Source organism: Rothia sp. 110740021-2 (genome assembly GCF_054263775.1).
In genome coordinates this window covers 1,331,258-1,352,613 of record NZ_JBSZFE010000001.1, presented here as the reverse complement: position 1 = coordinate 1,352,613, position 21,356 = coordinate 1,331,258, and the positions used below count along the sequence as shown (strand labels likewise).

The window sequence follows — 21,356 nt, the reverse complement described above, 5'->3', positions numbered from 1 at the left end:
ATGCTGTGACAGGTTTTGAACCGTTGAGAGACGAGAAGGAGAGCTCATGAAGGTGAATGTGTACGACCCGCGTGGGGAAGAACTCGCTCAGGTACTCACGCGCGCCACCGCGGTACTGGCGCAGGTGCCCAGCCCCCGAGTGGATGCTGAGCTACTCGCCGCATACCTGCTCTATGACGGCTCACGCTCGCGCCTCCAGCACGCTGCGCTGATGGGGGAAAGGCTCACTCCCGACCAGGTCGCAGAGTACGAGGCGCTGGTCGCCCGCCGCGCCTGCCGCGAACCGCTGCAACACATCACCGGCTCCGCTCCCTTCTACCGCCTAGAGCTGTCGGTCGGACCGGGCGTGTTCGTACCCCGCCCCGAGACCGAACTACTCGTCGAAGAAGCCCTCAAAGTGCTAAGCGCACGCACCGATTCGGCAACCGGTGCGCTGCGCATCGTCGACCTGTGTACCGGATCCGGCGCTATCGCCGCGGCAATCAAGAGCGAACTGCCGAACGCCCAGGTGTTCGCGGTGGAACTCTCCGAAGATGCCATCGCCTACACCCGTAAAAACCTGGAGCCGCTCGGTGTGCACCTGGTACAGGGGAACGCTCTCACCGCCCTGCCCGAACTTGCCGGAACCTTCAAGGCGGTACTTTCGAACCCTCCGTACATTCCGCCGGCGAACGTACCCGCCGACCCGGAAGCCGCCCTGCACGACCCGGACATGGCGCTGTACGGTGGGGGAGAGGACGGCATGCAGATACCCTCCGCGATTGCCGCCCGCGCCTTCGAGCTTCTTACACCCGGCGGTCTGTTCATCATGGAGCACGACGACACCCAGGAAGAAGCCGTCGCCGAACTGTTGGCGCGCGTCGGCTTTGAGGGGTGCTACTCGGTGCGTGACCTGAATAATCGTCCGCGTCATAGCGTCGGTTATAAACCGCACCCACTAGAACCTTTAGACTAGTAAATGCACCACCTAGCCCGTACCGGGCTGCATGAAGGTAACGCGTCCCCCTCGGTAACCAGCTCAGAGCCGGTGAAATATGGCGAACCCCCGGAAGATTGCTTCCACATGGCGCGTTGTGGGTGCCGGTGTCTCGCCGCACCAAGAAAAACATGAGAGAATAAGACCCGTGACTGCAAAGCTGTACCCCGTAACGACTGAAACTGAGACCCGCGAGGCCATCGAGGCTGCCCGCGAGGCGCTGAAGGCACACGACACGATTGTGATGCCCACCGATACCGTCTACGGTATTGCCGCAGATGCTTTCTCGCATCAGGGCGTTGCCAAGCTGCTGGCAGATAAGGGCCGCGACCGCACCATGCCGCCGCCTGTGCTAATCTTTGATCTTGCTGCGCTCGCTGGCGTGGTCGACGACGTTCCGGATGATATTTATGACCTGGGTGGTCGATTCTGGCCCGGTGCGCTGACTATTATTCTTCACTCGTACCCGTCGCTGAGCTGGGACTTGGGTGAGACCCGCGGTACCGTTGCCGTACGTGTTCCCGATGATGAGTTCGCCCTGAAGCTACTGACTGAACACGGTCCGCTGGCGGTTTCGAGCGCAAACAAGACCGGTCAGGAAGCCGCACTGGACGCGCAGACCGCCTTGGAGTCCCTGGGTGAGGACGTTGCCGTGGTGATTGACGGTGGCGCTCGTCCTAAGCCGCTTGAATCTGAGCCGAATGAGGACGGCGTGGTTGTGGTGACTGAGCGTGAGCCGGCACCGTCCACGATTCTGGATTGCACCTCCTTCCCCTACGTGGTGGTTCGTGAGGGTGCAATTCCGGTGGAGGAATTGCGCGAAGTTGTTCCGACCATCCTGACTCGTGCGGAGGCTGACGAGCAGGCGGCTCGTAAGGCTGAGGAAGCTGGGTCTGCGTCGTCTGAGTCGACTTCTTCTGAGCGTGCTCTGGATGAGCAGGCTGACCTGGATGAGGCGTACGAGCAGTGGGACAGCACTCACACTGTGAGCGGTGAGCCTGCTCGTCGCGCTTCGGCACCGGCTGCCGGCTCTGTTGCTGCATCCCTGATGGGCGCTACTTCGGCGCTGTCTTCTGCATTCAGCACCAGCGTGGATCAGGAGCGTTCGCGCGGATACCGTGACAACACTCCGAAGCCGGTTCGTGCGGATGAGCCGCAGACTCACCCGGTTCCTGCTGATACTGCTCGCGCGTTGGTCTTTGGTGAGTCGAAGATTGAGACTGCCACACAGGGTGAGGCTAAGCCAGCAGAAACCAAGACTGAAGCTGCTAGGACCGAGTCTGAGGCAAAGACCGAGCAGAAGGACATGCCGGAGAATCAGCTCTAAACTTCTGCACGTTGTAGAGCTCGGAGTGTAAGAATTCGGAGCATAAAACATATAGGGAACCCCGATATATCAATCAGATATATCGGGGTTCCCTATACGTTATGAGCCCTCTAGGCTGTGTGCCTCAGCTGTGTACCTCTAGGAGAGCACACGTGCTACCTAGTTCTTGTCGAAGCGGCGGTCCTTCTTCTTGCCCAGCGCGGTGTGGGCGTTGCGCAGTACTTCACGTACGCGCGGGGTGGGCAGAAGGTTGTTGTCGCGTGCCCAGGAATCGTCGATGCCCTGGCCGAACCACATGACCTCGACCTTGCGCACGGAACCAGCGAACTTGTCGTTCATCAGCTCGGAAACGGTGTAGCCTGCCTTGACGGCTGCGAGGCAGAGCCATTCGGGCAGGCGGTGCGGGTGGCGGCGACCAGCATCCACGGATGCGGAGGCGACGGTTGCGCCTTCCCAAGGCTGCAACACGATGGTGGGCAGCTTACCGGGGAAGGTGCCGAGCATGACCACGAATTCTGCGAGGGCATGAACGCTAGAGACCGGAGACTTGCCGGTGCCTGCACCCGCAACGGATGCCAAGGGGGAGGACGCCATCTTGGCGAAGAGCTCGGTGGTGCGTCGGCCGCGGCCCTGCACGCTAGTTGCGCGCAGGATGCACAGTTCAGGTGCGCTGTCGGGGTGCTCTTCGAGGAAGTAGTCCTGCAGATCGAGCAGTGCTTCTTCACCGAGTGCCTTGGAGAAGGAGTAGGCGCTAAATGGGTTGGTCTCTTCGGAATCATCCAGCACGAGCCGCGGGCCCTGTACCGCTGCGGAGGAGAGGTGGATGACGCGGCGTACGCCGGTGCGCTGTGCAGCGATTGCAATCACGGCGGGAAGCAGGGCGTTTGCGCCGATGAGCGGGGGCAGATCTTGCATATTGGGTGCTGCGAGGCCCGCTGCGTTGACGACGACCTGCGCGCCCGCGAAGGCTTCTGCGAGGGAGTCGATGATGCCTTCAAGCTGGTCTGCTTCGTTGATGATGCTGTCTACGTCAAGGGCTCGGGTTGCGAGTCGAGGTGCCTCAATGGGGTCAACACTGATACCTTCTATGTTCAGACGCGCGACGATGGAGGAACCAACGAAGCCGCTGGCACCAATGACTTTCCACTTGGATTCGGACATCTCTTTTACCTCTCACGAGCCCGCGAACGTTGCGGGGAAAAATGGGGTTATTTCAACTTTCCCATATTTGAACAGTTTATGGGGAATCTGTGGGGTTTTATTCGGTCTCTGGTCGTTTTTTCGCACGGGGTGCACAGCGCAAACACAGGCTGTGAAACTGATAGCTTGATGGATACTCAAAAGTGGGTGTGCGGGTACGTCCGCTATGCGGATAAATCAACTGAATTTGGTTGTTTATTTGTTATATAGGGCATCTTTTGGGATGACGGTTCACTCTCTAGTGGAGAGCGCGGGTAAAATGTTTTCTTTGAGTGATATATCCACACGATTGAATGCCGTGGGCGCGAGAAACACCAGAAGCGCCCAGCATGGGATGGCTTATCGCGTACCGGCTGATTCAGGCGCATCGCGCCGCGGAGGGAGAACTTATGGCAGAGAAGTACAGCAACATGACCGCTTTTGCCCAGCCTTCTTCCAAACAGTCTTCTTCTCATGATTCTTTGAACGAATATCCCCGCACGGTTGCCGTGGTGGTGACCTATAACCGTGAGGACCTGCTGCCGAAGACTCTCGCTGGTATCGCTTCTGGTGAGCGCGTACCTGCGGCGGTGGTGATTGTTGATAACGCTTCCACGGACGGTACTGCCGAGTATCTGCGGGCCCTGGATTATGAGCTGCCGGTGGACTGCATCCGCTTGGAGAGCAATATGGGCGGTGCTGGTGGTTTCGCAGTGGGTATTGACCGCGCCCTGGAACGCCATAACCCAGACCTGGTATGGGTTATGGACGATGACACCGAGCCGACCGAGAACACCCTGTCGGAGGCGGTTGCCGCCTGGCTGAACTATTCGCCGGTGCCTTCGCAGCGCCCCGCGGTGGTGGCATCTCGTGTGATGTGGACGAACGGTGAGGACCACCCGATGAATACTCCGCGCACCATGTTTGCGGCGGGGGAGCAGCGTCATGCTCGTGCGCAGGCGGTGGGGGCCCGCCCGATTCGTAGCGCCTCGTTCGTGTCGATTCTGATGGATGCGCAGGCTATTCGCCGTAACGGTGGTTTGCCGATTGCTGAGTTCTTCATTTGGAATGATGACTTCGAGTTTTCGACTCGTCTGATTCATCACCGTGACGGCATTGCAGTGCCTTCCTCGGTGGCTAAGCACCACACGAAGACTTTTGGTACGACGAACGCTGACCCGGGTCCGCGTTTCTATAACGATGTGCGTAATAAGCTGTGGGTCTTTACCCGCTCGCGTACCCTAAACCCGCTGGAGAAGCTGCTCTATGGTGGTTCGTCGGCGCGTTTGTGGATTTCTACTGTTCTGCGTACTGATGATCGCCGCACCTACCTGGGGTATTTCCTCAATGGTGTGCGTGATGGTTTGCGTGCGCCTCGCCCGAATGCTCAGGTGCTTGAGGGCGTTTATCCGCTGACTTTCCCCGGCCGATACGGCGTGCCGGCTACTGTTAGCGCCATTGACTCTGAGAAGGCGCGTGGTTGCGTGAGCTCTGTCCCTGATTTTTCGGTGCTGATGAGCCTGTATGCGAAAGAGAACCCCGCTTACTTGGATCAAGCGTTAGAGTCGAATCTGCTGAACCAGACAGTGCGTCCTTCTGAGCTGGTTTTGGTGAAGGACGGCCCGCTGACCCCCGAGCTGGAGGCTGTGGTGGACCGCTGGGTTCAGCGCGCTGAGAATCTGGATTGCCCGCCGATTCAGGTGGTGGAGCTGGCTCAGAATGTTGGTTTGGCGGAGGCGCTGAACGTCGGTCTGCAGGCGTGTTCCTGTGAGCTGGTGGCTCGTGCTGATTCTGATGACCTGTCTGAGCCGACTCGTTTTGCGCGTCTAATTCCTGCCCTGGTGCAGGGCGGCTACACGGTGCTGGGCTCTGCCATGCTTGAGGTGAATGAGAGCAATACTGCGGTGGAGTCGACCCGCGAGGCGATTATTGATTCTGAGCGTCTGCTCAGCGCGATGGACTCGCGCAACCCGATTTATCACCCGTCTGTGGCGTTCGTGAAGAGCGCCGTGCAGCAGCTGGGCGGTTACGAGTTTGTACCCGGCGCTGAGGACTGGTGGCTGTGGATGCGTCTGCGCGATGCCGGCTACCGTCTGGGCAATATCTCCGATGCGCTGGTGCGTTACCGTGCGGGTGCGGGCGCGTACACGAAGCGCGGGGGAGTGGACGCCTGGTTGCAGGATGTGGCGATTCAGCGTCGACTGTACACCGGCCACGGTATTTCTAAGCTTCAGTGGGCTCAGAACATGGCGGTGCGTAGTGTGTACCGTTTTGTTCCTGAGCAGGTGCGCCGTTCGGCGTTTCGTGCGTTGTCGTCTTTGACGGCTCGTACTTCTGGTACCGCATCTGAAGGAGGCATGTAGTGGCTCAGTTGAAACCTCACGCTCATGTGCTGATGCGGAAGGCTGCTCAGCGCGGCACGATGGTGACGGAGGGTGACTCTGGCACGATGCTGGTGAACCGCCTGTATGAGCGTAAGCCGTGGTGGCTGATTGCGCAGGCGCTGCTTGATTCGAGCGCCTGGGTTTTGTCGGTTTTGTTCGCCTACATGCTCCGCTATAGTGTGTTGCTCAGTAACGGCTCGGTGTTCGATATTATTCACCCGGCGTCATTGACGATGACCGCTACGTTGGCTATGGTGTTGCACCTGGCTGTTGGTTTGGCGGGCGTAAAGATTTATAACGGCGTGTATTCGTACGGTTCGTTTGACGAGTCGTGGCGTGCCGGTGCAGCTGCTTTGAGTGCGGGCGCTGCGTTGACTGCTTTCTCCTTTGTGGATGAGCTGCTGGGTCTGCCGCATATTCCGCATAGTGTGCCTGCGATTGCGGGTGCGTTTTCGCTGATTATGATGGCTGGTGCCCGTATGGCGAAGCGTGTGTACACTGAGCGCGGTGCTGTGCGCGAGCTGACTGGTGAGCCCGTGATTGTGTACGGTGCCGGTTTTATTGGCGGCATGGTCATGGATTCGATGCTGCATGATGAGGAGGCGAAGCTTCGCCCGATTGCTGTCTTTGATGATGACCAGCTGAAGGCTGGTACCAAGTTCCATGGGATTTCGGTGATTACGACTTACCTCGAGTTGGAGCAGGTGATTCGTGAGTCGGGTACCCGTAAGATTCTGGTGACGATTTCGGATATGTCGGAGGATTACTTCGAGTCCTTCTGCAACCGCATGCGTAAGCTTAAGGTTGAGGTTCAGCGTATTAGTAGCGCGAATGCTCGCCTGATGGGTGAGCGTCTGATTACTGCGAGCGATAACGACCTGATGCGCGTGATTCGTGGCGAGATTAACTACGATATTGACCGCGATATTCTGCGTTCGTACTTGCACGGTAAGCGTGTGCTGGTCACGGGCGCAGGCGGCTCGATTGGTTCTGAGTTGTGCCGTCAGATTAGTGAGTTTAAACCTAAGACTCTCATGATGCTTGATCATGATGAGACTCTGCTGATGGAGACGAAGGTTTCGATTACTCACGAGTCGAGCCTGGATGATGACCGCATTATTCTGGCTGATATTCGTGAGGGTGATAACCTGCTGGAGATTTTCCGTGACCGTCGCCCCGAGGTGGTCTTCCACGCTGCGGCTTTGAAGCATGTGTCGGCGCTGGAGGCCTACCCGCAGGAGGCGTGGAAGACGAACTCCCTGGGCACTCTCAACGTGCTGCGTGCCGCGGAGGCGGTGGGCGTGAAGACCTTCGTAAACGTTTCGACCGATAAGGCTGCTGACCCGAAGACTGCGCTGGGCCAGTCCAAGCGTGTGGCGGAGCGTCTGACCGCGTACTTTGGCGAGAAGACCGGCAACACTTACGTGTCGGTTCGTTTCGGTAACGTGTTTGGTTCGCGCGGTTCGATTAAGCCGCTTTTTACGAAGCAGATCCTCTCAGGTGGTCCGATTACCCTGACGGATAAGCGCGCGACCCGTTACTTCATGCTGATTACCGATGCCTGCCTGCTGGTGATGCTTGCCGGTGCTATTGGTCGCCCGGGCGAGGTCATGGTGCTGGATATGGGTCAGCCGGTCAAGATTCTGGATGTTGCAAAGGCAATGCGCCAGGCGTATGAGCGGTATGACGTGGAGATCAAGGAGATAGGTCTTCGTAAGGGTGAGAAGCTAGATGAGGCTCTCTTCGGCGGTACCGAGAAGCTGGTACCCAGTGAGGAGAACCGGTATATTTCCCGGTCGAGTGCCCCGGCACTTAACCCTGATGAGCTCGATTATGAGCTGTGGATTCAGAACTATCGAGAGCACAGCGGCTATGAGCGTCATGGCCTGGAGCGTGCCCCGGATCCGCGTACTCTGGCGGATGCACAGACGTTCTAATCTTTATGGAATGACACCGGATGCTGTACTTGCATGGCGGGTGTGGTATCCGGTGTTTGCTCTTTGCGCGGCACTGGATTCTGTGAAGGCTAACCCCGCGTTGGTGAATAGTTTTATAGAATACGAAGTAAACATATACTGCACACACATCGTCCCTCAGCCGCGATTCTGGAGCTTGGTTCCAGCTTCGACGGCGCAATGCCTTGGAGCTGGTATGACCTCCTTTTCTGAGCTATTGAGTATTTTTGCTCTTGCTTTTGTTTTGGGTGCCCTTTTGCCGTTTGCGGTGCGCCCGATTTTGCACCGCAATAATATGGTGGATGTTCCTAATGAACGTTCTTCGCATACTGCTCCGACCTACCGCGGTATGGGTCTGGCGACTGCTGCGGCGACTCTGCTGGCGTTTGTGATGGCTACTATGTTCGGCTGGACATACCGTTCTTCTGAGTCTTTGCAACTGGCGGTGACGATTGCCGTGGCGATTTTGTGCGCTCTTGCTTTGGGCTGGCTGGAGGATATTCACGGCGTGAGTATTATGCGTCGTGCGGGCCTGCAACTGGTGATTGGTGTGCTGGTGAGCGTAAGCTTTGCGGCGGTGCAGGGCACGAACGTTCTGCTGCTGATTCTGGGCGCGATTTTTATTGCCGGATACATTAACGTGGCGAACTTTATGGACGGCATTAACGGCATTTCTGGTGCTCACGGTCTGGTGGCTGGTTTGGCTTATGCGCTGACCGGCTGGATGGTGAACCTGCCGTGGCTGGCTTTGGCTGGTGTGGCTGTTGCTGGTGCTTTTGCGGCGTTCCTGCCGTGGAACGTGCGCCCTGGTAAGAACGTGTTTTTGGGCGATGCGGGTTCTTATGTTTTGGGTGCGGCGCTGGGTGCGATGGCTGTGGGTGCGTGGTTTGCAGATGTTCCGTTCCTGCTGTCTTTTGCTCCGCTGGTGACCTACCTTGCGGATGCTGGTATTACTCTGTTCCGTCGTTTTATGGCGGGGGAGCAGTGGTACAAGCCGCACCGTACTCACACTTATCAGCGTCTGACGGATGTTGGTTTCAGTCACCTTGGTTCGACTGCTGTGGTGACGGGTACGACGATTCTGGTGTGGGTGCTGCTGGCGTTCGCATCTGACCTGTATGCTGCAGGATCTGTGGTGGCAACTGTGGGTGTGGTGATGGTGGCTCTTGCCGTGTTGGCGGTGTATCTGCGTATGCCGCAGCTCTTTGGCGGCGTGGCTCCTGCTTCTGCGATTGATTTGTCGAAGCATTTTGCATCGGCTCCTAAGACAAAGAAGACTGTTTCGGAGCCTGCTACTGGTTCGTTGACTTCTGCAACTGGTGTTCCGGCGACTCCTGAGAATGTGGAGCCGACCTTGTTGCATCCGGAGCCGATTATGCCCGATTCTGTGAAAGATCGTGCGGGTCAGTCCTCTTCTGCTCCCCCTTCTTCCACTCAGTCAAATCAGAACCGTGGGGAGAAACACTAATGGTTTTTGGACAGCCCAAATCTCAGGTTCCTGTTGAGCCTCTATGGAGGCGCTTGGTGGACGTTCTGTGGTATCCGCCGGCGGAACGTAGATGGCAGCAGAAACGCCGCCGAGAGCGTGCTCAAGCAGGTTTGACGGCCTCTTCTTTTGAGAGCCAGGAGCTTTCCTGGAAATTTTTGTTCTATAGGGTATCGGCTTACTCTCTGCTGGCTTGGTTGGGCGGTATGATGAGTGCATACCTGTTTGCGGGCCCTGTGGGCGCGCTAGGAATAACTTTGGGCTTTCTGATAATCTATATATGCTTCACTCTGGGCGTATTAGTTATGTTGGTTGCTCCCATTTTAGACTGGGGTGTACCCAAATCGCTGGTGGTGAGCTACCTTGTGAAGATTGCCCTACTTGGTCTGGTATTGATTTTTGTGCCGTTCCCCGAGAGTCTGAGGCACGGTTGGACTCTCGCAGGCGCATGTACCGGTGTGATTCTGTGGATTGTTATTGAAACGGTCAGCATCGCACGACTGAGAATTCTATACTTCGACACCGATCTAGAAGACCATGGTCGGTAACGCGATCGGTGTTTGAAAGGAAATACGTTTGGCCGAAGAGAAGAAATGGTGGGACGGAGATAAAAAGCTCCGCTCTACCGGAGACTTGGTATCTGACGGAGGTCTCTCCGGCGCAGTCATGTCGATTCTCTATCTGATCATCGGTGTAGCAGTGTGGGGAGGCATCGGTTACCTTGGTGACCTGGTCTTCTCCACTACCTGGCTGGTGTGGGTTGGTGTCTTGATTGGCGCCGTTGGAGGTTTGACCCTCGTCTTTACCCATATGACCAGGCAGAATAAAGACCGCTAGGTCATCGAACGCGGACCGCTAGGTCACACATTCATCCATGTAGTTAGCATGTCAGTCGTTTTATAGGCAGACATGGGCTCTTGATAGCCACTAGTAGCAAGAAAGGACTTGCTTTGATCGAGAACGGGTTGATCCTCGCGGAAGCCTATGTGCCGCCGACCCCCGAAGACATGCATCTGCCCCCCTTCTTCACCATTGGTGATTTCGCATTCGGTAAGCAGAACGTACTGATTCTGCTGTCCGTGGTGATTATCGCGGTATTCTTCCTCACCGCAGCACGTAAGCGCGCCATGGTTCCTGGCAAGACTCAGTTCATCGCTGAGTCTGGCTACATGTTTGCTCGTAACTCCCTCGGCAAGGAAACCCTGGGCGTACAGCACTACAAGCCTTTCGTGCCGATTCTCTTCGCCTCCTTCTTCTTTGTTTTGGTGAACAACCTCTTCGGTTCGATTCCGTTTGTTCAGCTGCCCTCCTTCTCCCACCCCGGTAGCGCCTACGCGCTGGCTGGCGTCGCATACCTGACCTGGGTTGGTGTTGGTATCAAGCGCAAGGGCCTGGGCGGCTTCTTCAAGGACATCACCATGCCGTCGGGTCTGCCGGTGTGGATTTACCCCATCCTGATCCCGATCGAGTTCTTCTCGAACCTGCTGATTCGTCCCGCAACTCACGCACTGCGTCTCTTTGCGACCATGTTCGGTGGTCACCTGGCGCTGATGGTTGCATCCAGCATGGTGACCTACATGGTTGAGACCCTGGGCGGCATCGGCTACCTGGCTGCTATTGCACCCGGTGCTCTGGGCATGTTCCTGTACTTCCTGGAATTCATGATTCAGTGCATCCAGGCTTATGTGTTCGCTCTGTTGCTGGCTGTGTACCTGCAGGGCTCGGTTTCCGAGGGGCACTAAACTCTCTAGTTTTTTAGATTTTCACGTTCGTCATTGGGCGTGAATAAAGCAACCCACACGTTCACTGTGCGGGCTATAACTCAAATCAAACTCTGTTCGGTTCGGGTATGTTCCCGGTCGAACACTGTTGAAAGGAAAAATAATGGTTGGTTCCATCACTGCGGTTGGCTACGGTCTGGCAGCTATTGGCGGCGGCATCGGCGTGGGTCTGATCTTCGCGGCATACATGACCAGCGTTGCTCGTCAGCCCGAGTCCCAGAAGACCCTGCAGCCCATGCTGTTCCTGGGCTTCGCACTGGTCGAGGCACTGGCAATTCTGGGCCTGGTTCTCGTCTTCATCAAGTAACCGGCTCTGCCACATCCTAAACGACCCATCCCATAGAACAGGATTCCCTCCATGATTTATCTGGCAAGCGATGGGGGAGCGGAGGCAACTTCGAACCCCTTGATTCCCGACGTCGGGGAAATTGTCATTACCCTCATCGGATTCCTGATCCTCTACTACATCGTTGCTAAGTACGTTGTCCCGGCGTTCGAGAAGATCTACCAGGACCGTAAGGAAGCAATCGAAGGTGGCCTTGCCAAGGCCGAGAAGGCACAGGCAGAGGCTGCAGCGGCTCGCGATGAGTACACCCAGCAGCTCGAAAGCGCTCGACTGGAGGCTCAGAAGATTCGTGAAGAGGCACGCGCAGAGGGCGAGGCAATTATTGCCGATGCTCGCGAGCGTGCAACCGCTGAGGCTCAGCGTATTAGCGATAATGCGGCAAAGGCTATCGAGGCAGAGCGTGCGGCAGCAGCAGTGTCCCTCCGTTCCGAGGTTGGCACTCTTGCTACGACCCTTGCCGGCAAGATTGTGGGCGAAGCCCTCAACGATGATGAGCGATCGGCCCGTGTGGTAGATCGTTTTCTTGCTGACCTTGAAACCGAGAAGCAGAACGCAGGTGCGGCTCGGTAATGGCAGGAGTATCTACTGAATCACTGAGCAAGGTGGAAGAGGTACTGGAAGCTCACGCTTCCCTGCAACCCCTGAACCTGGCGAGCGAGCTTTTCGCTGTGGTTGATGTTCTCGACCACAACGGCACCCTGCGCCGTGCTGTCACCGATTCTTCGCGTGATGCAGCAGCACGTCAGGGTATCGCTAACACCGTCTTCGGCGGCAAGATCTCTTCTCAGGCTATGGCTGTTCTCACCAATGCGGTGGCTCAGCGCTGGTCTGATGATGCTGATCTGGCGAATGCCCTGGAGTATGCAGCAGTACTCGCCGTGACCGCATCGGCTCAGTCTCGCGGTGGCGTGGACGCCCTGGACGAGGTACTCAACGAACTACTCACCTTTGTGCGTACCGTTGAATCCAACACTCAGGCGCAGGAAGCGCTGTCCGACCATCAGGCAAGCAAAGAAGCAAAGAAGAAGCTCGCCGTGGCGCTCGGTGGCCCCGCCACCACTGCCGAAGGTGTGCTTCTGCTCGAACGAGTTGGCTCCAACCCCCGCGGCCGTCACGCTGCACGGGTAGCCGATGAGTTCGCAGAAATCATCGTCACGCGACAGAACCGTTACATTGCGCGAGTAACTAGCGCGATTGCGCTGTCGCAGGTACAGCTTGAACGTCTCGGTCGTGCGCTCAACGCCGTGTACGGCCGTGAGCTGAAGCTCGACGTTTCGGTGGACCCCGCCGTTCTGGGTGGTCTGCGTGTTCAGGTGGGCGACGAGGTGATCGACGGTACCGTCGAGACCCGTATGTCCGATCTGGCTCGTGCCATCGGCTAGCGGCTCAAGCTAGCGACGCTGGACCGTTCGTCGCAACGGTGATTTAGAAGATACCTCGGGTAGCGGGTGCGTTGCATATGCCCCCTTCACAGAAACAGAAGCAGTGGCATTGCCCACCCGTTCAACCCGAATTGCAAGTTTCGGTTGGTTCCGTTATCGGAATGCAACCACAATGAGAGAGCAGGGACACAAGATGGCCGAACTGACCATCAATGCCGACGATGTCCGTAATGCGCTGAACGAGTTTGCAGCGTCTTATGAACCCGGCAATGCAGAACGTGTTGAGGTGGGTCGAGTTGTATCGGCCTCCGACGGTATCGCTCGTGTCGAGGGTCTTCCCTCGGTTATGGCGAATGAGCTGCTTCGTTTCGAAGACGGCACCCTCGGCCTCGCACAGAACCTGGATACCCGCAATATTGGTGTGATTGTCCTGGGCGACTTCACCGGTATTGAAGAGGGCCAGGTCGTACACCGCACCGGTGAGGTCCTCTCGGTGCCGGTTGGTGACGCGTACCTCGGTCGCGTTGTTGACCCCCTTGGTAACCCGATCGATGACCTTGGCCCCATTGAGTCCGAAGGCCGCCGCGCACTGGAGCTGCAGGCTCCCGGCGTGACCCAGCGTAAGTCGGTTCACGAGCCGCTGCAGACCGGTCTGAAGGCAATCGACTCGATGATTCCGATCGGTCGCGGTCAGCGTCAGCTGATCATTGGTGACCGCCAGACCGGTAAGACCGCTATCGCGATCGACACCATTCTGAACCAGAAGGACAACTGGGCTTCCGGTGACCCCGACAAGCAGGTTCGATGCATCTATGTGGCTGTTGGCCAGAAGGCATCCACCATTGCAGCTGTCCGCCACACCCTTGAGACTCGTGGCGCGCTGGAGTACACCACCATCGTGGCATCTCCTGCATCCGACGCAGCAGGCTTCAAGTACTTGGCACCCTACACCGGTTCGGCTATCGGCCAGCACTGGATGTACGGTGGCAAGCACGTCCTCATCATCTTCGACGACCTGTCGAAGCAGGCAGAAGCATACCGCGCTGTGTCCCTGTTGCTGCGCCGCCCGCCGGGACGTGAAGCATACCCCGGTGACGTCTTCTACCTGCACTCCCGTCTGCTGGAGCGTTGCGCTAAGCTCTCTGACGACCTCGGTGCTGGCTCGATGACCGGCTTCCCGATCATTGAGACCAAGGCAAACGATGTTTCCGCCTTCATTCCGACCAACGTCATCTCCATTACCGACGGCCAGATCTTCCTGCAGTCCGACCTGTTCAACGCTAACCAGCGTCCGGCAGTTGACGTAGGTATCTCCGTCTCCCGTGTTGGTGGTGCCGCACAGACCAAGGCTATGAAGAAGGTCTCTGGTACCCTGAAGCTGGAGCTGGCACAGTACCGTTCGATGGAAGCGTTCGCAATGTTTGCATCCGACCTGGACGACGCTACCAAGGCACAGCTGACCCGCGGTTCTCGCCTGACCGAGTTGCTACGTCAGCCGCAGTACACCCCGTACGCAGTTGAAGAGCAGGTTGTCTCCATTTGGGCTGGTACCTCCGGTCACCTCGATGACATTGAGGTTTCCGACGTGCTGCGCTTCGAAGAAGGCTTCATCGAGTACCTGCGTCACAAGACCTCGGTACTAACCGATATCGCTTCCTCCGGCAAACTTGAGGATGACATCGTTGCCGCGCTGAAGACTGCAGTTGCTGAATTCAAGCAGGGCTTCAAGTCTGAGGGTAGCAGCCACCTCGTCAACGCAGGTCACGAGGAACACAAGGCAGCTCACGATAGCGAAATCACTCAGGAAACCATCGGTTAGCGATTAGTCCTCGCCTTCTCCCCGCCTCAGCTATGAGGCTGGGGCGGGGCAGAAAGCAAGGAGAAAGGAAGCTCTATGGGAGCCCAGATTAGGGTTTACCGACAGAAGATTGCTTCGACGTCGTCTATGAAGAAAATCTTCAAGGCGATGGAGATGATCGCGACCTCCCGCATTAACAAGGCTCGTAATGCTGCTCAGGCAGCCGGCCCCTACGCAAACGCTCTGACCCGTGTGGTGACTGCGGTTGCGACTCAGCATGGTATCGAACACCCGCTGATTCATAAGCCGCACGAGTTCGGAACCTACGAACACCGCCGCTCCGCAATCCTGGTTATTACCAGCGACCGCGGCCTGGCTGGTTCGTACTCCTCGGCTATCCTGCGTCGTACTGAATCTCTGATTGAGAGGTTGCGCTCTAACGGCCAGGAGGTACAGCTGTACCTGGTCGGTCGTAAGGCAAAGGCTTACTTTGAGTTCCGTGAGCGCCCCTACGCCCGTGCGTGGGAGGGCCACACCGATGCACCTCGTGTTGAAACCGCCGTCGAAATTCGTGACGCGCTGCTCGAAGCCTACGACCTGCCTATCGAAGAGGGCGGCGTAGACGAACTGCACATCGTGTACACCGAGTTCAAATCGATGGTTGTTCAGGAACCTAAGATTCTGCGCCTGCTGCCCATCCACGTGGCTGACGCAAAGGCTATGGGCGAGGAAATCGTTCCCGACCAGGAACTGACCAAGGCTGAGTACGAGCAGGCGGCATCCTTCGAGTTCGAACCCTCCGCTGAGGAAGTACTCAACGAGCTGCTGCCGCGCTACGTTGCATCCCGTATCTTCTCCTGCCTCCTGCAGGCAGCAGCAAGTGAGCTGGCATCCCGCCAGCGCGCAATGAAGACCGCAGGTGACAACGCTGAGACGCTGATTACCAAGTACACCCGTTTGATGAACAACGCACGTCAGGCGGAAATTACTCAGGAGCTCTCTGAAATCGTGGGCGGCGCAGACGCCCTCGGCTCCTAGTATTGGTACGCCAACGAAGCCATCAACTGTCCAAACTTTCTAAGTAAGTGAGAAATATGACTGCCACCTACAACGAATCGGTCTCCGCACCGACTCAGGGCGCAACGGGTCGTATTGCCCGCGTCATCGGCCCCGTGGTCGATGTCGAGTTCCCCGCCGGTCAGGTCCCCGAGATTTACAACGCTCTGACCACCGAGCTGACCCTCGACGGTCGCACCCGCACCATCACCTTCGAGACCGCACAGCACCTGGGCGACTCAATCGTTCGCGCTATCTCCCTGCAGCAGACTGACGGCCTGGTCCGTGGTCAGGCTGTAGTCGATACCGGCGCACCGATTTCCGTCCCCGTTGGTGACGGCGTGAAGGGCCACATCTTCAATGTTCTCGGTGACGCACTCGATGTGCCGAACTCCGAGATCAAGGCTGACACCTACTGGCCGATTCACCGTGCCGCTCCCGGCTTCGCAGAGCTGGAAGGCTCCACCGAAATGCTGGAGACCGGTATTAAGTCCATCGACCTTCTGACCCCCTACATTAAGGGCGGTAAGATTGGTCTATTCGGTGGTGCAGGCGTGGGTAAGACCGTGCTGATCCAGGAAATGATTACCCGCGTGGCTCGTAACTTCGGTGGTACCTCCGTGTTCACCGGTGTTGGCGAGCGTACCCGTGAGGGTAACGACCTGTGGGTCGAAATGGAAGAAGCAGGCGTTCTGAAGGACACCGCTCTTGTATTCGGCCAGATGGATGAGCCCCCGGGAACCCGTCTGCGCGTGGCACTGACCGGTCTGACCATGGCGGAGTACTTCCGCGATGTTCAGAACCAGGACGTGCTGCTGTTCATCGACAACATCTTCCGTTTCACGCAGGCAGGTTCTGAGGTTTCCACCCTGCTGGGCCGCATGCCCTCCGCAGTGGGTTACCAGCCGAACCTGGCGGACGAAATGGGTCTGCTGCAGGAACGCATTACCTCCACCCGCGGTCACTCCATCACCTCCATGCAGGCAATTTACGTGCCTGCGGATGACTACACCGACCCGGCGCCGGCAACCACCTTCGCGCACCTGGATGCGACCACCGAGCTCTCTCGTGAAATCGCATCGCGCGGTCTGTACCCGGCAATTGACCCGCTGTCCTCCACCTCCCGAATTCTGGACGCACAGTACATCGGCCAGGAGCACTACGACACCGCAATTCGCGTGAAGGCTATTCTGCAGGAAAACAAGGAACTGCAGGACATCATCGCGATTCTGGGTGTGGACGAGCTCTCCGAGGAACAGAAGATTGTCGTGGCACGTGCACGTCGTATCGAGCAGTTCCTCTCCCAGAACACCTACACTGCAAAGCAGTTCACCGGTGTCGAGGGTTCGACCGTTCCGCTGAAGGACACCATCGAGTCCTTCCAGATGATCTGCAACGGCGATGTCGATCACATCCCCGAGCAGGCGTTCTACAATATTGGTGGTATGGACGACGTTATGCGCCGCTACGAGGAAATCAAGGCACAGACTGGAGCTAAGTAATCATGGCTCTGAAAGTTGAAGTTGTTTCCCGCGAACGCGTCGTGTGGACTGGCGAAGCGAAGTACGTTCGTGCACGCTCCGTTAGCGGTGACCTTGGTATCCTGCCGGGTATGATCCCCACCTGCACGCTGCTGGCACAGGACGGCGAGCTGCTCATTGAACCTATTGAGGGTGAGCCCATTAAGACCATCCTCAACGCAGGTTTCTTGACCGTCTCGAACGACCACGTGACCATCGCTGCAAAGCACACACATATCTAAAGCCGGTTCCCCACACGGGGAATTGACAGTGTGTACACCTCGCCGGTGTTCCTCCTCGACAGGGGAAGGGCACCGGCGATTGGTGTATACGGGACAGGTCATGTGCGCAAAAAGAGAGCGCGCAAAACAATAGCATGCCTAGAAAGATGATGCGCACAGAAAGGGGGGCTCCCACGGTTGGGAGGCCCCCTCACTCTATGTGTAGCCGCCTAGCTAGAGCCGTTTAGAACAGGCGGTCAGCCGAATCGTCCACGCCGCGCATCGCATCGTAGTCCAGGCTCACGCAGCGGATACCGCGGTCCTCAGCCAGGGTACGAGCCTGCGGCTTAATCGTCTGTGCCGCAAACACGCCGCGCACCGGAGCCAGCAGCGGGTCACGGTTGAGCAGCTCCAGATAACGGGTAAGCTGCTCAACACCGTCAATATCGCCCACACGCTTAAGCTCAACCGCCACGGAGATGCCGTGCGCATCCTTCGCCATGATGTCTACCGGACCGATAGCGGTTGGGTACTCGCGGCGCACCAGCGAATAGCCATCACCGAGAGTGTGGATTTGCTCGGCAAGTAGACGCTGCAGGTCAGCCTCCACACCGTCCTTGATGAGGCCGGGGTCAACACCCAGGTCGGTGGCGTGCTCGTGCTCAATCTTGTAGATACGAATCATGAGGCGGTCATCGCTCTTAGCCGCCTGTACGGTCCACAGTTGCTGAACATCAGACTCCAGTTCCTCACGGATGCTCTGCGGAACGTCCTTGCGCTCAGCCACCAGCAGGGAGCAGGGAGGGCTCATCCAGTTCAGGGGCTTGTAGGAACCACCGTCGGAGTGAATGAGGACGGAGCCGTCATTCTTGACCATTAGTAGGCGGGTAGCGCGGGGCAGGTGGGCGCGAAGGCGGCCCTCATAATCTACGGAGCATTCAGCAATGACAATACGCATCCGTCCACTCTAGCAGGTACGAGTGCTTGGCTCTAGCAGGTGAGGGTATGAGCTAGGGAACCTGAGGTCGATGCAGGTCGCGGCACAAAGCGGGGGAGGAGTACTGCCTCCGGATGAGGAAGAGCGCATAGCGAACAGCGGCAGGGCTGGTAGGTAGAGATAGTTGAGTGGCGCGGTAGAATAGGGCTCATGGCACGTAAAAATCATCCCGGCAGGCGAGCATCCGGCACCACCAGCGATAAGTGGCACCGTCAAGCACCCGCAGGGCGTGATATTAGCAGGATTCTCGACCCTACGCCCCGACTAGAACGTGACCGATACGGTGACTGGCTGGTGCAATACATTCCAGCTGTCAACGCCCAAAAAACCTACACATGCCCCGAATGCTACCGCCCGATTCCACCCAGAACAGCGCATCTGGTGGTGTGGCAAGAAAGCCATACGATGGGCCGTAGCCGCGCCATTGATGAGCGCAGACACTGGCATCAGCATTGCTGGCGCACCCGCCGCAAATAGGCTGAACACTGCACATAAGGTGCAGCCCAAGACCACATTCTCGAATCCAATTCTTGAAGGAACGCAATGAGCAACAACGCCGATACCACTCGCGAGCAGGAATTCGATCCCGCCCGCTACGTCTTCAGCACCGCTGCTGAACACACCCCCATTAAGGCACGTACTGTGCTTCCTGCGCGCCGCGAGAACTTCACCGTCACCACTGCGGATGGCAAGCGCCTCGTCGGTGAACTCGCACTGCCCGAAGGCGAAGTCAAAGCAACCCTGGTGACCTTCCATCCGTTGCCCACCCACGGCGGCTACATGGACTCGCACGTGTACAAGAAGGCGTCCTTCCGCCTGCCGGCGCTGTCGAATATTGCGGTGCTACGTTTCAACACTCGTGGTACTTCTTCGATTCGCGGCACTAGTGAAGGCGTCTTTGACGGCGGCTTTGCCGAGAAGAAGGACTTCGATGCAATCCTGAAGTTTGTACGTGAGCGTGCCCTGCCGAACCCCTGGCTGGTTGGCTGGTCCTTCGGCACTGAGTTGGTGCTCAAGTACGCGCCCGAATACGCGAACGAGTTCACCGGTGCTATTCTGCTCTCCCCGCCGCTGCACCGCGTGCACCCGGCTGAGCTGGACGAATGGAACAATATCTCGAACCTGCTGTACGCGCTGGTTCCTGAGCATGATGACTACCTGCAGCCTCCGGCGGCGCGTGAGCGTTTCGCGGCTGTACCGCGCACTCAGGTGATTCCCTTTGAGGGGTGCAAGCACCTGTGGGTGGGCGAGAAGTCCGTACAGCAGGTCCTCAACACCGTGGTCAGCATCGTGACCGGTGTACCCACCGAGCTGCCCACCGAATACAACGGCCCGGTGGCAGAAGAAATCACTGAGCTCTAAAGGATCGGCATAAAAATACGGCACAAAAATATCAAGGCGGTGGCTTTGGATAGAATATCCAAAGCCACCGCCTTTTGTCTTAAATGCTTGCTCGGCAGAAGAGCCGCGAGCGTGTAGAGAACCTAAAGGGAATCTACCGCTGGGAGGTGACTAAAGTTGGTCCTGGCGAGGAATGAATACCTCACGGACCAGAATCAGCATGGAAGCCGCCACCGGAATAGCAATCAGTGCACCCAGCACGCCCCAGAGTGCGCCACCGGCAGCCACCGAAATAATCGCAACGCCGGCAGGAACCGATACAGCGCGAGCCATAATACGCGGAGAAATTAGATACGCCTCCACCTGCAAGTACAGGAAGTACGCCACCGCAAACCACAGCGCCAGGCTCCAGCCCTGAGTCAGTAGAATCATCGAGGTCAAAATTAGCGCGATCACGCCACCAACCAGCGGAATAAACGCCAGAATCATGACGACCAAAGCCATCAACTGCGGGAAGCTAAAGCCCACAAAAGTCATAATCAAGAACGCCACAAACGCGTTCAGCACAGCAACCAGAGCCTGACCCATCACGTAGTTACCCACCGACTCGGTAATCTTGTCGGTAATGTACTTGACGCGCACACGCTTGGACGACGGCGCCAGACGCACACCCCATGCCTTGATGGTGTCCATCGAGGTGAGGAAGTATAAAGACAGGAACAGCACAATAATCACGCCGGTCACGCTCTGCGCCAGGGTGGATCCAGCAGTAACCAGGCTCGACATGAAGCTATTGACCTGTGAAGAGGAGAACGTTGATTCCAAGAACTTCGGGACATTCTCATTCGCCCAGGTGCTGATGTTAAAACGCTGATCAAGCTCGTGGTACCAATCAGAATTAATCGTGTTCTGATAAATACCCGGCGCGTACTGAACAAACTTAGATGCCTGCTCGCTAATAATCGGGCCAATGGTCATGACCAGAGCGGTCACAGCGCCAGCAAAACCAGCAAGCACAGCAATCACGCCGATACCGCGCTTAATGCCCCAAGACTCCAGGCGGCGCACAATCGGGTCCAGACCCAGAGCAATGAAAATAGCACCGGTCACCCAACCCACCAGGGCACCCACATTGTTGAAAATGTAGTAGGCGAAGAGCGCTAGACCCACGCCCACGGTCATGAGGAAACCAAAAGCAACCGGGTTATGCATCATCGAGGTCTTGCCGTTGCCGACCACCTTGGGTGGGGGAGGTGTATCCTCGGAAGCGGCGGGGACCACCGGAATGGTATCCGTAGGGGGCATGGAAGCGCGGCGGCGGTTAGAACGCACCTGGCTAATGCTTTCGGTCAGCTCGCTGAAAGTCTCCGTTAGCTGATCAGTGAGGGAATCCTTTTTACGCGTCTCGGGGGACGATGTAGCCTCTGCGGGAGTTGCTGAGGCCTTCTTCTTGCTCATGGTCTTCCTTTCCGAATCATTCCGGGTATTTTTTCTCTACTGTGCCATTCTACCGGCTGGTTTACTTGGTTACGACGTCAACGGTGAATCCCAAAGATAGGGGAGCGCAAGTGTGAGAGTTATCTGTGCGCTGTTCAAGGATTAGTATA

Annotated in this window: 19 protein-coding genes; 16 read left to right on the top strand and 3 right to left on the bottom strand. The window is 57.3% G+C overall.

Features of this window, described 5'->3' with window-relative positions:
- Window positions 1–46 precede the first annotated feature (46 nt).
- Window positions 47–955, top strand: a complete 909-nt coding sequence (gene prmC / locus ACUXHH_RS05545) for a peptide chain release factor N(5)-glutamine methyltransferase (RefSeq protein WP_371568074.1) — start codon at window positions 47–49, stop codon at window positions 953–955.
- A 169-nt stretch (window positions 956–1,124) separates the two neighbouring features.
- Window positions 1,125–2,303: an L-threonylcarbamoyladenylate synthase gene (locus tag ACUXHH_RS05540; RefSeq protein ID WP_279754637.1), complete on the top strand. Its 1,179-nt coding sequence runs from the start codon at window positions 1,125–1,127 to the stop codon at window positions 2,301–2,303.
- A 159-nt stretch (window positions 2,304–2,462) separates the two neighbouring features.
- Here ACUXHH_RS05540 and ACUXHH_RS05535 read toward each other — a convergent pair whose 3' ends face one another.
- Window positions 2,463–3,464, bottom strand: a complete 1,002-nt coding sequence (locus tag ACUXHH_RS05535) for an NAD-dependent epimerase/dehydratase family protein (RefSeq protein WP_458390990.1) — start codon at window positions 3,462–3,464, stop codon at window positions 2,463–2,465.
- A gap of 428 nt (window positions 3,465–3,892) precedes the next feature.
- On the opposite strand from ACUXHH_RS05535, the gene ACUXHH_RS05530 reads away from it, so the two are divergent.
- The 13 genes from ACUXHH_RS05530 (at window position 3,893) to ACUXHH_RS05470 (ending at window position 17,432) form a co-directional block, all read left to right on the top strand.
- Window positions 3,893–5,845 carry a glycosyltransferase family 2 protein gene (locus ACUXHH_RS05530; RefSeq protein ID WP_458390989.1) on the top strand — a complete coding sequence of 651 codons (1,953 nt, stop codon included), beginning with the start codon at window positions 3,893–3,895 and terminating at the stop codon, window positions 5,843–5,845.
- Window positions 5,845–7,803 carry a polysaccharide biosynthesis protein gene (locus ACUXHH_RS05525; RefSeq protein WP_279740516.1) on the top strand — a complete coding sequence of 653 codons (1,959 nt, stop codon included), beginning with the start codon at window positions 5,845–5,847 and terminating at the stop codon, window positions 7,801–7,803. Before ACUXHH_RS05530 ends, ACUXHH_RS05525 begins: the two co-directional genes overlap by 1 nt.
- Window positions 7,804–8,017: 214 nt before the next feature.
- Complete coding sequence (locus ACUXHH_RS05520) at window positions 8,018–9,289, top strand: MraY family glycosyltransferase (protein WP_458390988.1); 1,272 nt, start codon at window positions 8,018–8,020, stop codon at window positions 9,287–9,289.
- Between the two features lie 56 nt (window positions 9,290–9,345).
- Entirely contained in the window at window positions 9,346–9,855 is a 510-nt protein-coding gene (locus tag ACUXHH_RS05515; RefSeq protein ID WP_279740519.1) for a hypothetical protein, read from the top strand.
- A 28-nt stretch (window positions 9,856–9,883) separates the two neighbouring features.
- Window positions 9,884–10,144, top strand: a complete 261-nt coding sequence (locus ACUXHH_RS05510; RefSeq protein ID WP_279740520.1) for a hypothetical protein — start codon at window positions 9,884–9,886, stop codon at window positions 10,142–10,144.
- A 113-nt stretch (window positions 10,145–10,257) separates the two neighbouring features.
- Window positions 10,258–11,049: a F0F1 ATP synthase subunit A gene (atpB, locus tag ACUXHH_RS05505; RefSeq protein WP_005507804.1), complete on the top strand. Its 792-nt coding sequence runs from the start codon at window positions 10,258–10,260 to the stop codon at window positions 11,047–11,049.
- A 142-nt stretch (window positions 11,050–11,191) separates the two neighbouring features.
- Window positions 11,192–11,395 (top strand): ATP synthase F0 subunit C, encoded by a 204-nt coding sequence (gene atpE / locus ACUXHH_RS05500; RefSeq protein WP_005506461.1) that lies wholly within the window; start codon window positions 11,192–11,194, stop codon window positions 11,393–11,395.
- 51 nt (window positions 11,396–11,446) lie between these two features.
- A complete protein-coding gene (locus tag ACUXHH_RS05495; RefSeq protein WP_005506460.1) occupies window positions 11,447–12,004 on the top strand; it encodes a F0F1 ATP synthase subunit B in 558 nt (185 codons plus the stop codon).
- Entirely contained in the window at window positions 12,004–12,816 is an 813-nt protein-coding gene (locus ACUXHH_RS05490; RefSeq protein WP_279740525.1) for a F0F1 ATP synthase subunit delta, read from the top strand. The genes ACUXHH_RS05495 and ACUXHH_RS05490 overlap by 1 nt, the downstream gene beginning before the upstream one ends.
- Before the next feature lie 193 nt (window positions 12,817–13,009).
- Window positions 13,010–14,635: a F0F1 ATP synthase subunit alpha gene (gene atpA, locus ACUXHH_RS05485; protein ID WP_371568086.1), complete on the top strand. Its 1,626-nt coding sequence runs from the start codon at window positions 13,010–13,012 to the stop codon at window positions 14,633–14,635.
- 75 nt (window positions 14,636–14,710) lie between these two features.
- Window positions 14,711–15,652: a F0F1 ATP synthase subunit gamma gene (locus ACUXHH_RS05480; protein ID WP_279740528.1), complete on the top strand. Its 942-nt coding sequence runs from the start codon at window positions 14,711–14,713 to the stop codon at window positions 15,650–15,652.
- 56 nt (window positions 15,653–15,708) lie between these two features.
- Window positions 15,709–17,172: a F0F1 ATP synthase subunit beta gene (atpD, locus tag ACUXHH_RS05475; protein ID WP_005507810.1), complete on the top strand. Its 1,464-nt coding sequence runs from the start codon at window positions 15,709–15,711 to the stop codon at window positions 17,170–17,172.
- A gap of 2 nt (window positions 17,173–17,174) precedes the next feature.
- Window positions 17,175–17,432: a F0F1 ATP synthase subunit epsilon gene (locus ACUXHH_RS05470; protein WP_279740530.1), complete on the top strand. Its 258-nt coding sequence runs from the start codon at window positions 17,175–17,177 to the stop codon at window positions 17,430–17,432.
- Window positions 17,433–17,655: 223 nt separating this feature from the next.
- Here ACUXHH_RS05470 and nucS read toward each other — a convergent pair whose 3' ends face one another.
- Window positions 17,656–18,369: an endonuclease NucS gene (nucS, locus tag ACUXHH_RS05465; RefSeq protein WP_279740532.1), complete on the bottom strand. Its 714-nt coding sequence runs from the start codon at window positions 18,367–18,369 to the stop codon at window positions 17,656–17,658.
- Window positions 18,370–18,951: 582 nt separating this feature from the next.
- On the opposite strand from nucS, the gene ACUXHH_RS05460 reads away from it, so the two are divergent.
- Window positions 18,952–19,770: an alpha/beta hydrolase gene (locus ACUXHH_RS05460; protein WP_458390987.1), complete on the top strand. Its 819-nt coding sequence runs from the start codon at window positions 18,952–18,954 to the stop codon at window positions 19,768–19,770.
- A gap of 150 nt (window positions 19,771–19,920) precedes the next feature.
- On the opposite strand, the gene ACUXHH_RS05455 is transcribed toward ACUXHH_RS05460, so the two are convergent.
- Entirely contained in the window at window positions 19,921–21,207 is a 1,287-nt protein-coding gene (locus tag ACUXHH_RS05455; protein WP_458390986.1) for an AI-2E family transporter, read from the bottom strand.
- Window positions 21,208–21,356: the final 149 nt, after the last annotated feature.

What these genes read in the sequence shown, in the direction of transcription:
- atpE (WP_005506461.1), top strand. Translation starts at nt 11,192, where the DNA reads ATGGTTGGTTCCATCACTGCGGTTGGCTACGGTCTGGCAGCTATTGGC.
- ACUXHH_RS05470 (WP_279740530.1), top strand. Translation starts at nt 17,175, where the DNA reads ATGGCTCTGAAAGTTGAAGTTGTTTCCCGCGAACGCGTCGTGTGGACT.
- atpA (WP_371568086.1), top strand. Translation starts at nt 13,010, where the DNA reads ATGGCCGAACTGACCATCAATGCCGACGATGTCCGTAATGCGCTGAAC.
- atpD (WP_005507810.1), top strand. Translation starts at nt 15,709, where the DNA reads ATGACTGCCACCTACAACGAATCGGTCTCCGCACCGACTCAGGGCGCA.
- ACUXHH_RS05460 (WP_458390987.1), top strand. Translation starts at nt 18,952, where the DNA reads ATGAGCAACAACGCCGATACCACTCGCGAGCAGGAATTCGATCCCGCC.
- ACUXHH_RS05480 (WP_279740528.1), top strand. Translation starts at nt 14,711, where the DNA reads ATGGGAGCCCAGATTAGGGTTTACCGACAGAAGATTGCTTCGACGTCG.
- ACUXHH_RS05490 (WP_279740525.1), top strand. Translation starts at nt 12,004, where the DNA reads ATGGCAGGAGTATCTACTGAATCACTGAGCAAGGTGGAAGAGGTACTG.
- ACUXHH_RS05455 (WP_458390986.1), bottom strand. Translation starts at nt 21,207, where the DNA reads ATGAGCAAGAAGAAGGCCTCAGCAACTCCCGCAGAGGCTACATCGTCC.
- nucS (WP_279740532.1), bottom strand. Translation starts at nt 18,369, where the DNA reads ATGCGTATTGTCATTGCTGAATGCTCCGTAGATTATGAGGGCCGCCTT.
- ACUXHH_RS05530 (WP_458390989.1), top strand. Translation starts at nt 3,893, where the DNA reads ATGGCAGAGAAGTACAGCAACATGACCGCTTTTGCCCAGCCTTCTTCC.
- ACUXHH_RS05535 (WP_458390990.1), bottom strand. Translation starts at nt 3,464, where the DNA reads ATGTCCGAATCCAAGTGGAAAGTCATTGGTGCCAGCGGCTTCGTTGGT.
- ACUXHH_RS05495 (WP_005506460.1), top strand. Translation starts at nt 11,447, where the DNA reads ATGATTTATCTGGCAAGCGATGGGGGAGCGGAGGCAACTTCGAACCCC.
- ACUXHH_RS05520 (WP_458390988.1), top strand. Translation starts at nt 8,018, where the DNA reads ATGACCTCCTTTTCTGAGCTATTGAGTATTTTTGCTCTTGCTTTTGTT.
- prmC (WP_371568074.1), top strand. Translation starts at nt 47, where the DNA reads ATGAAGGTGAATGTGTACGACCCGCGTGGGGAAGAACTCGCTCAGGTA.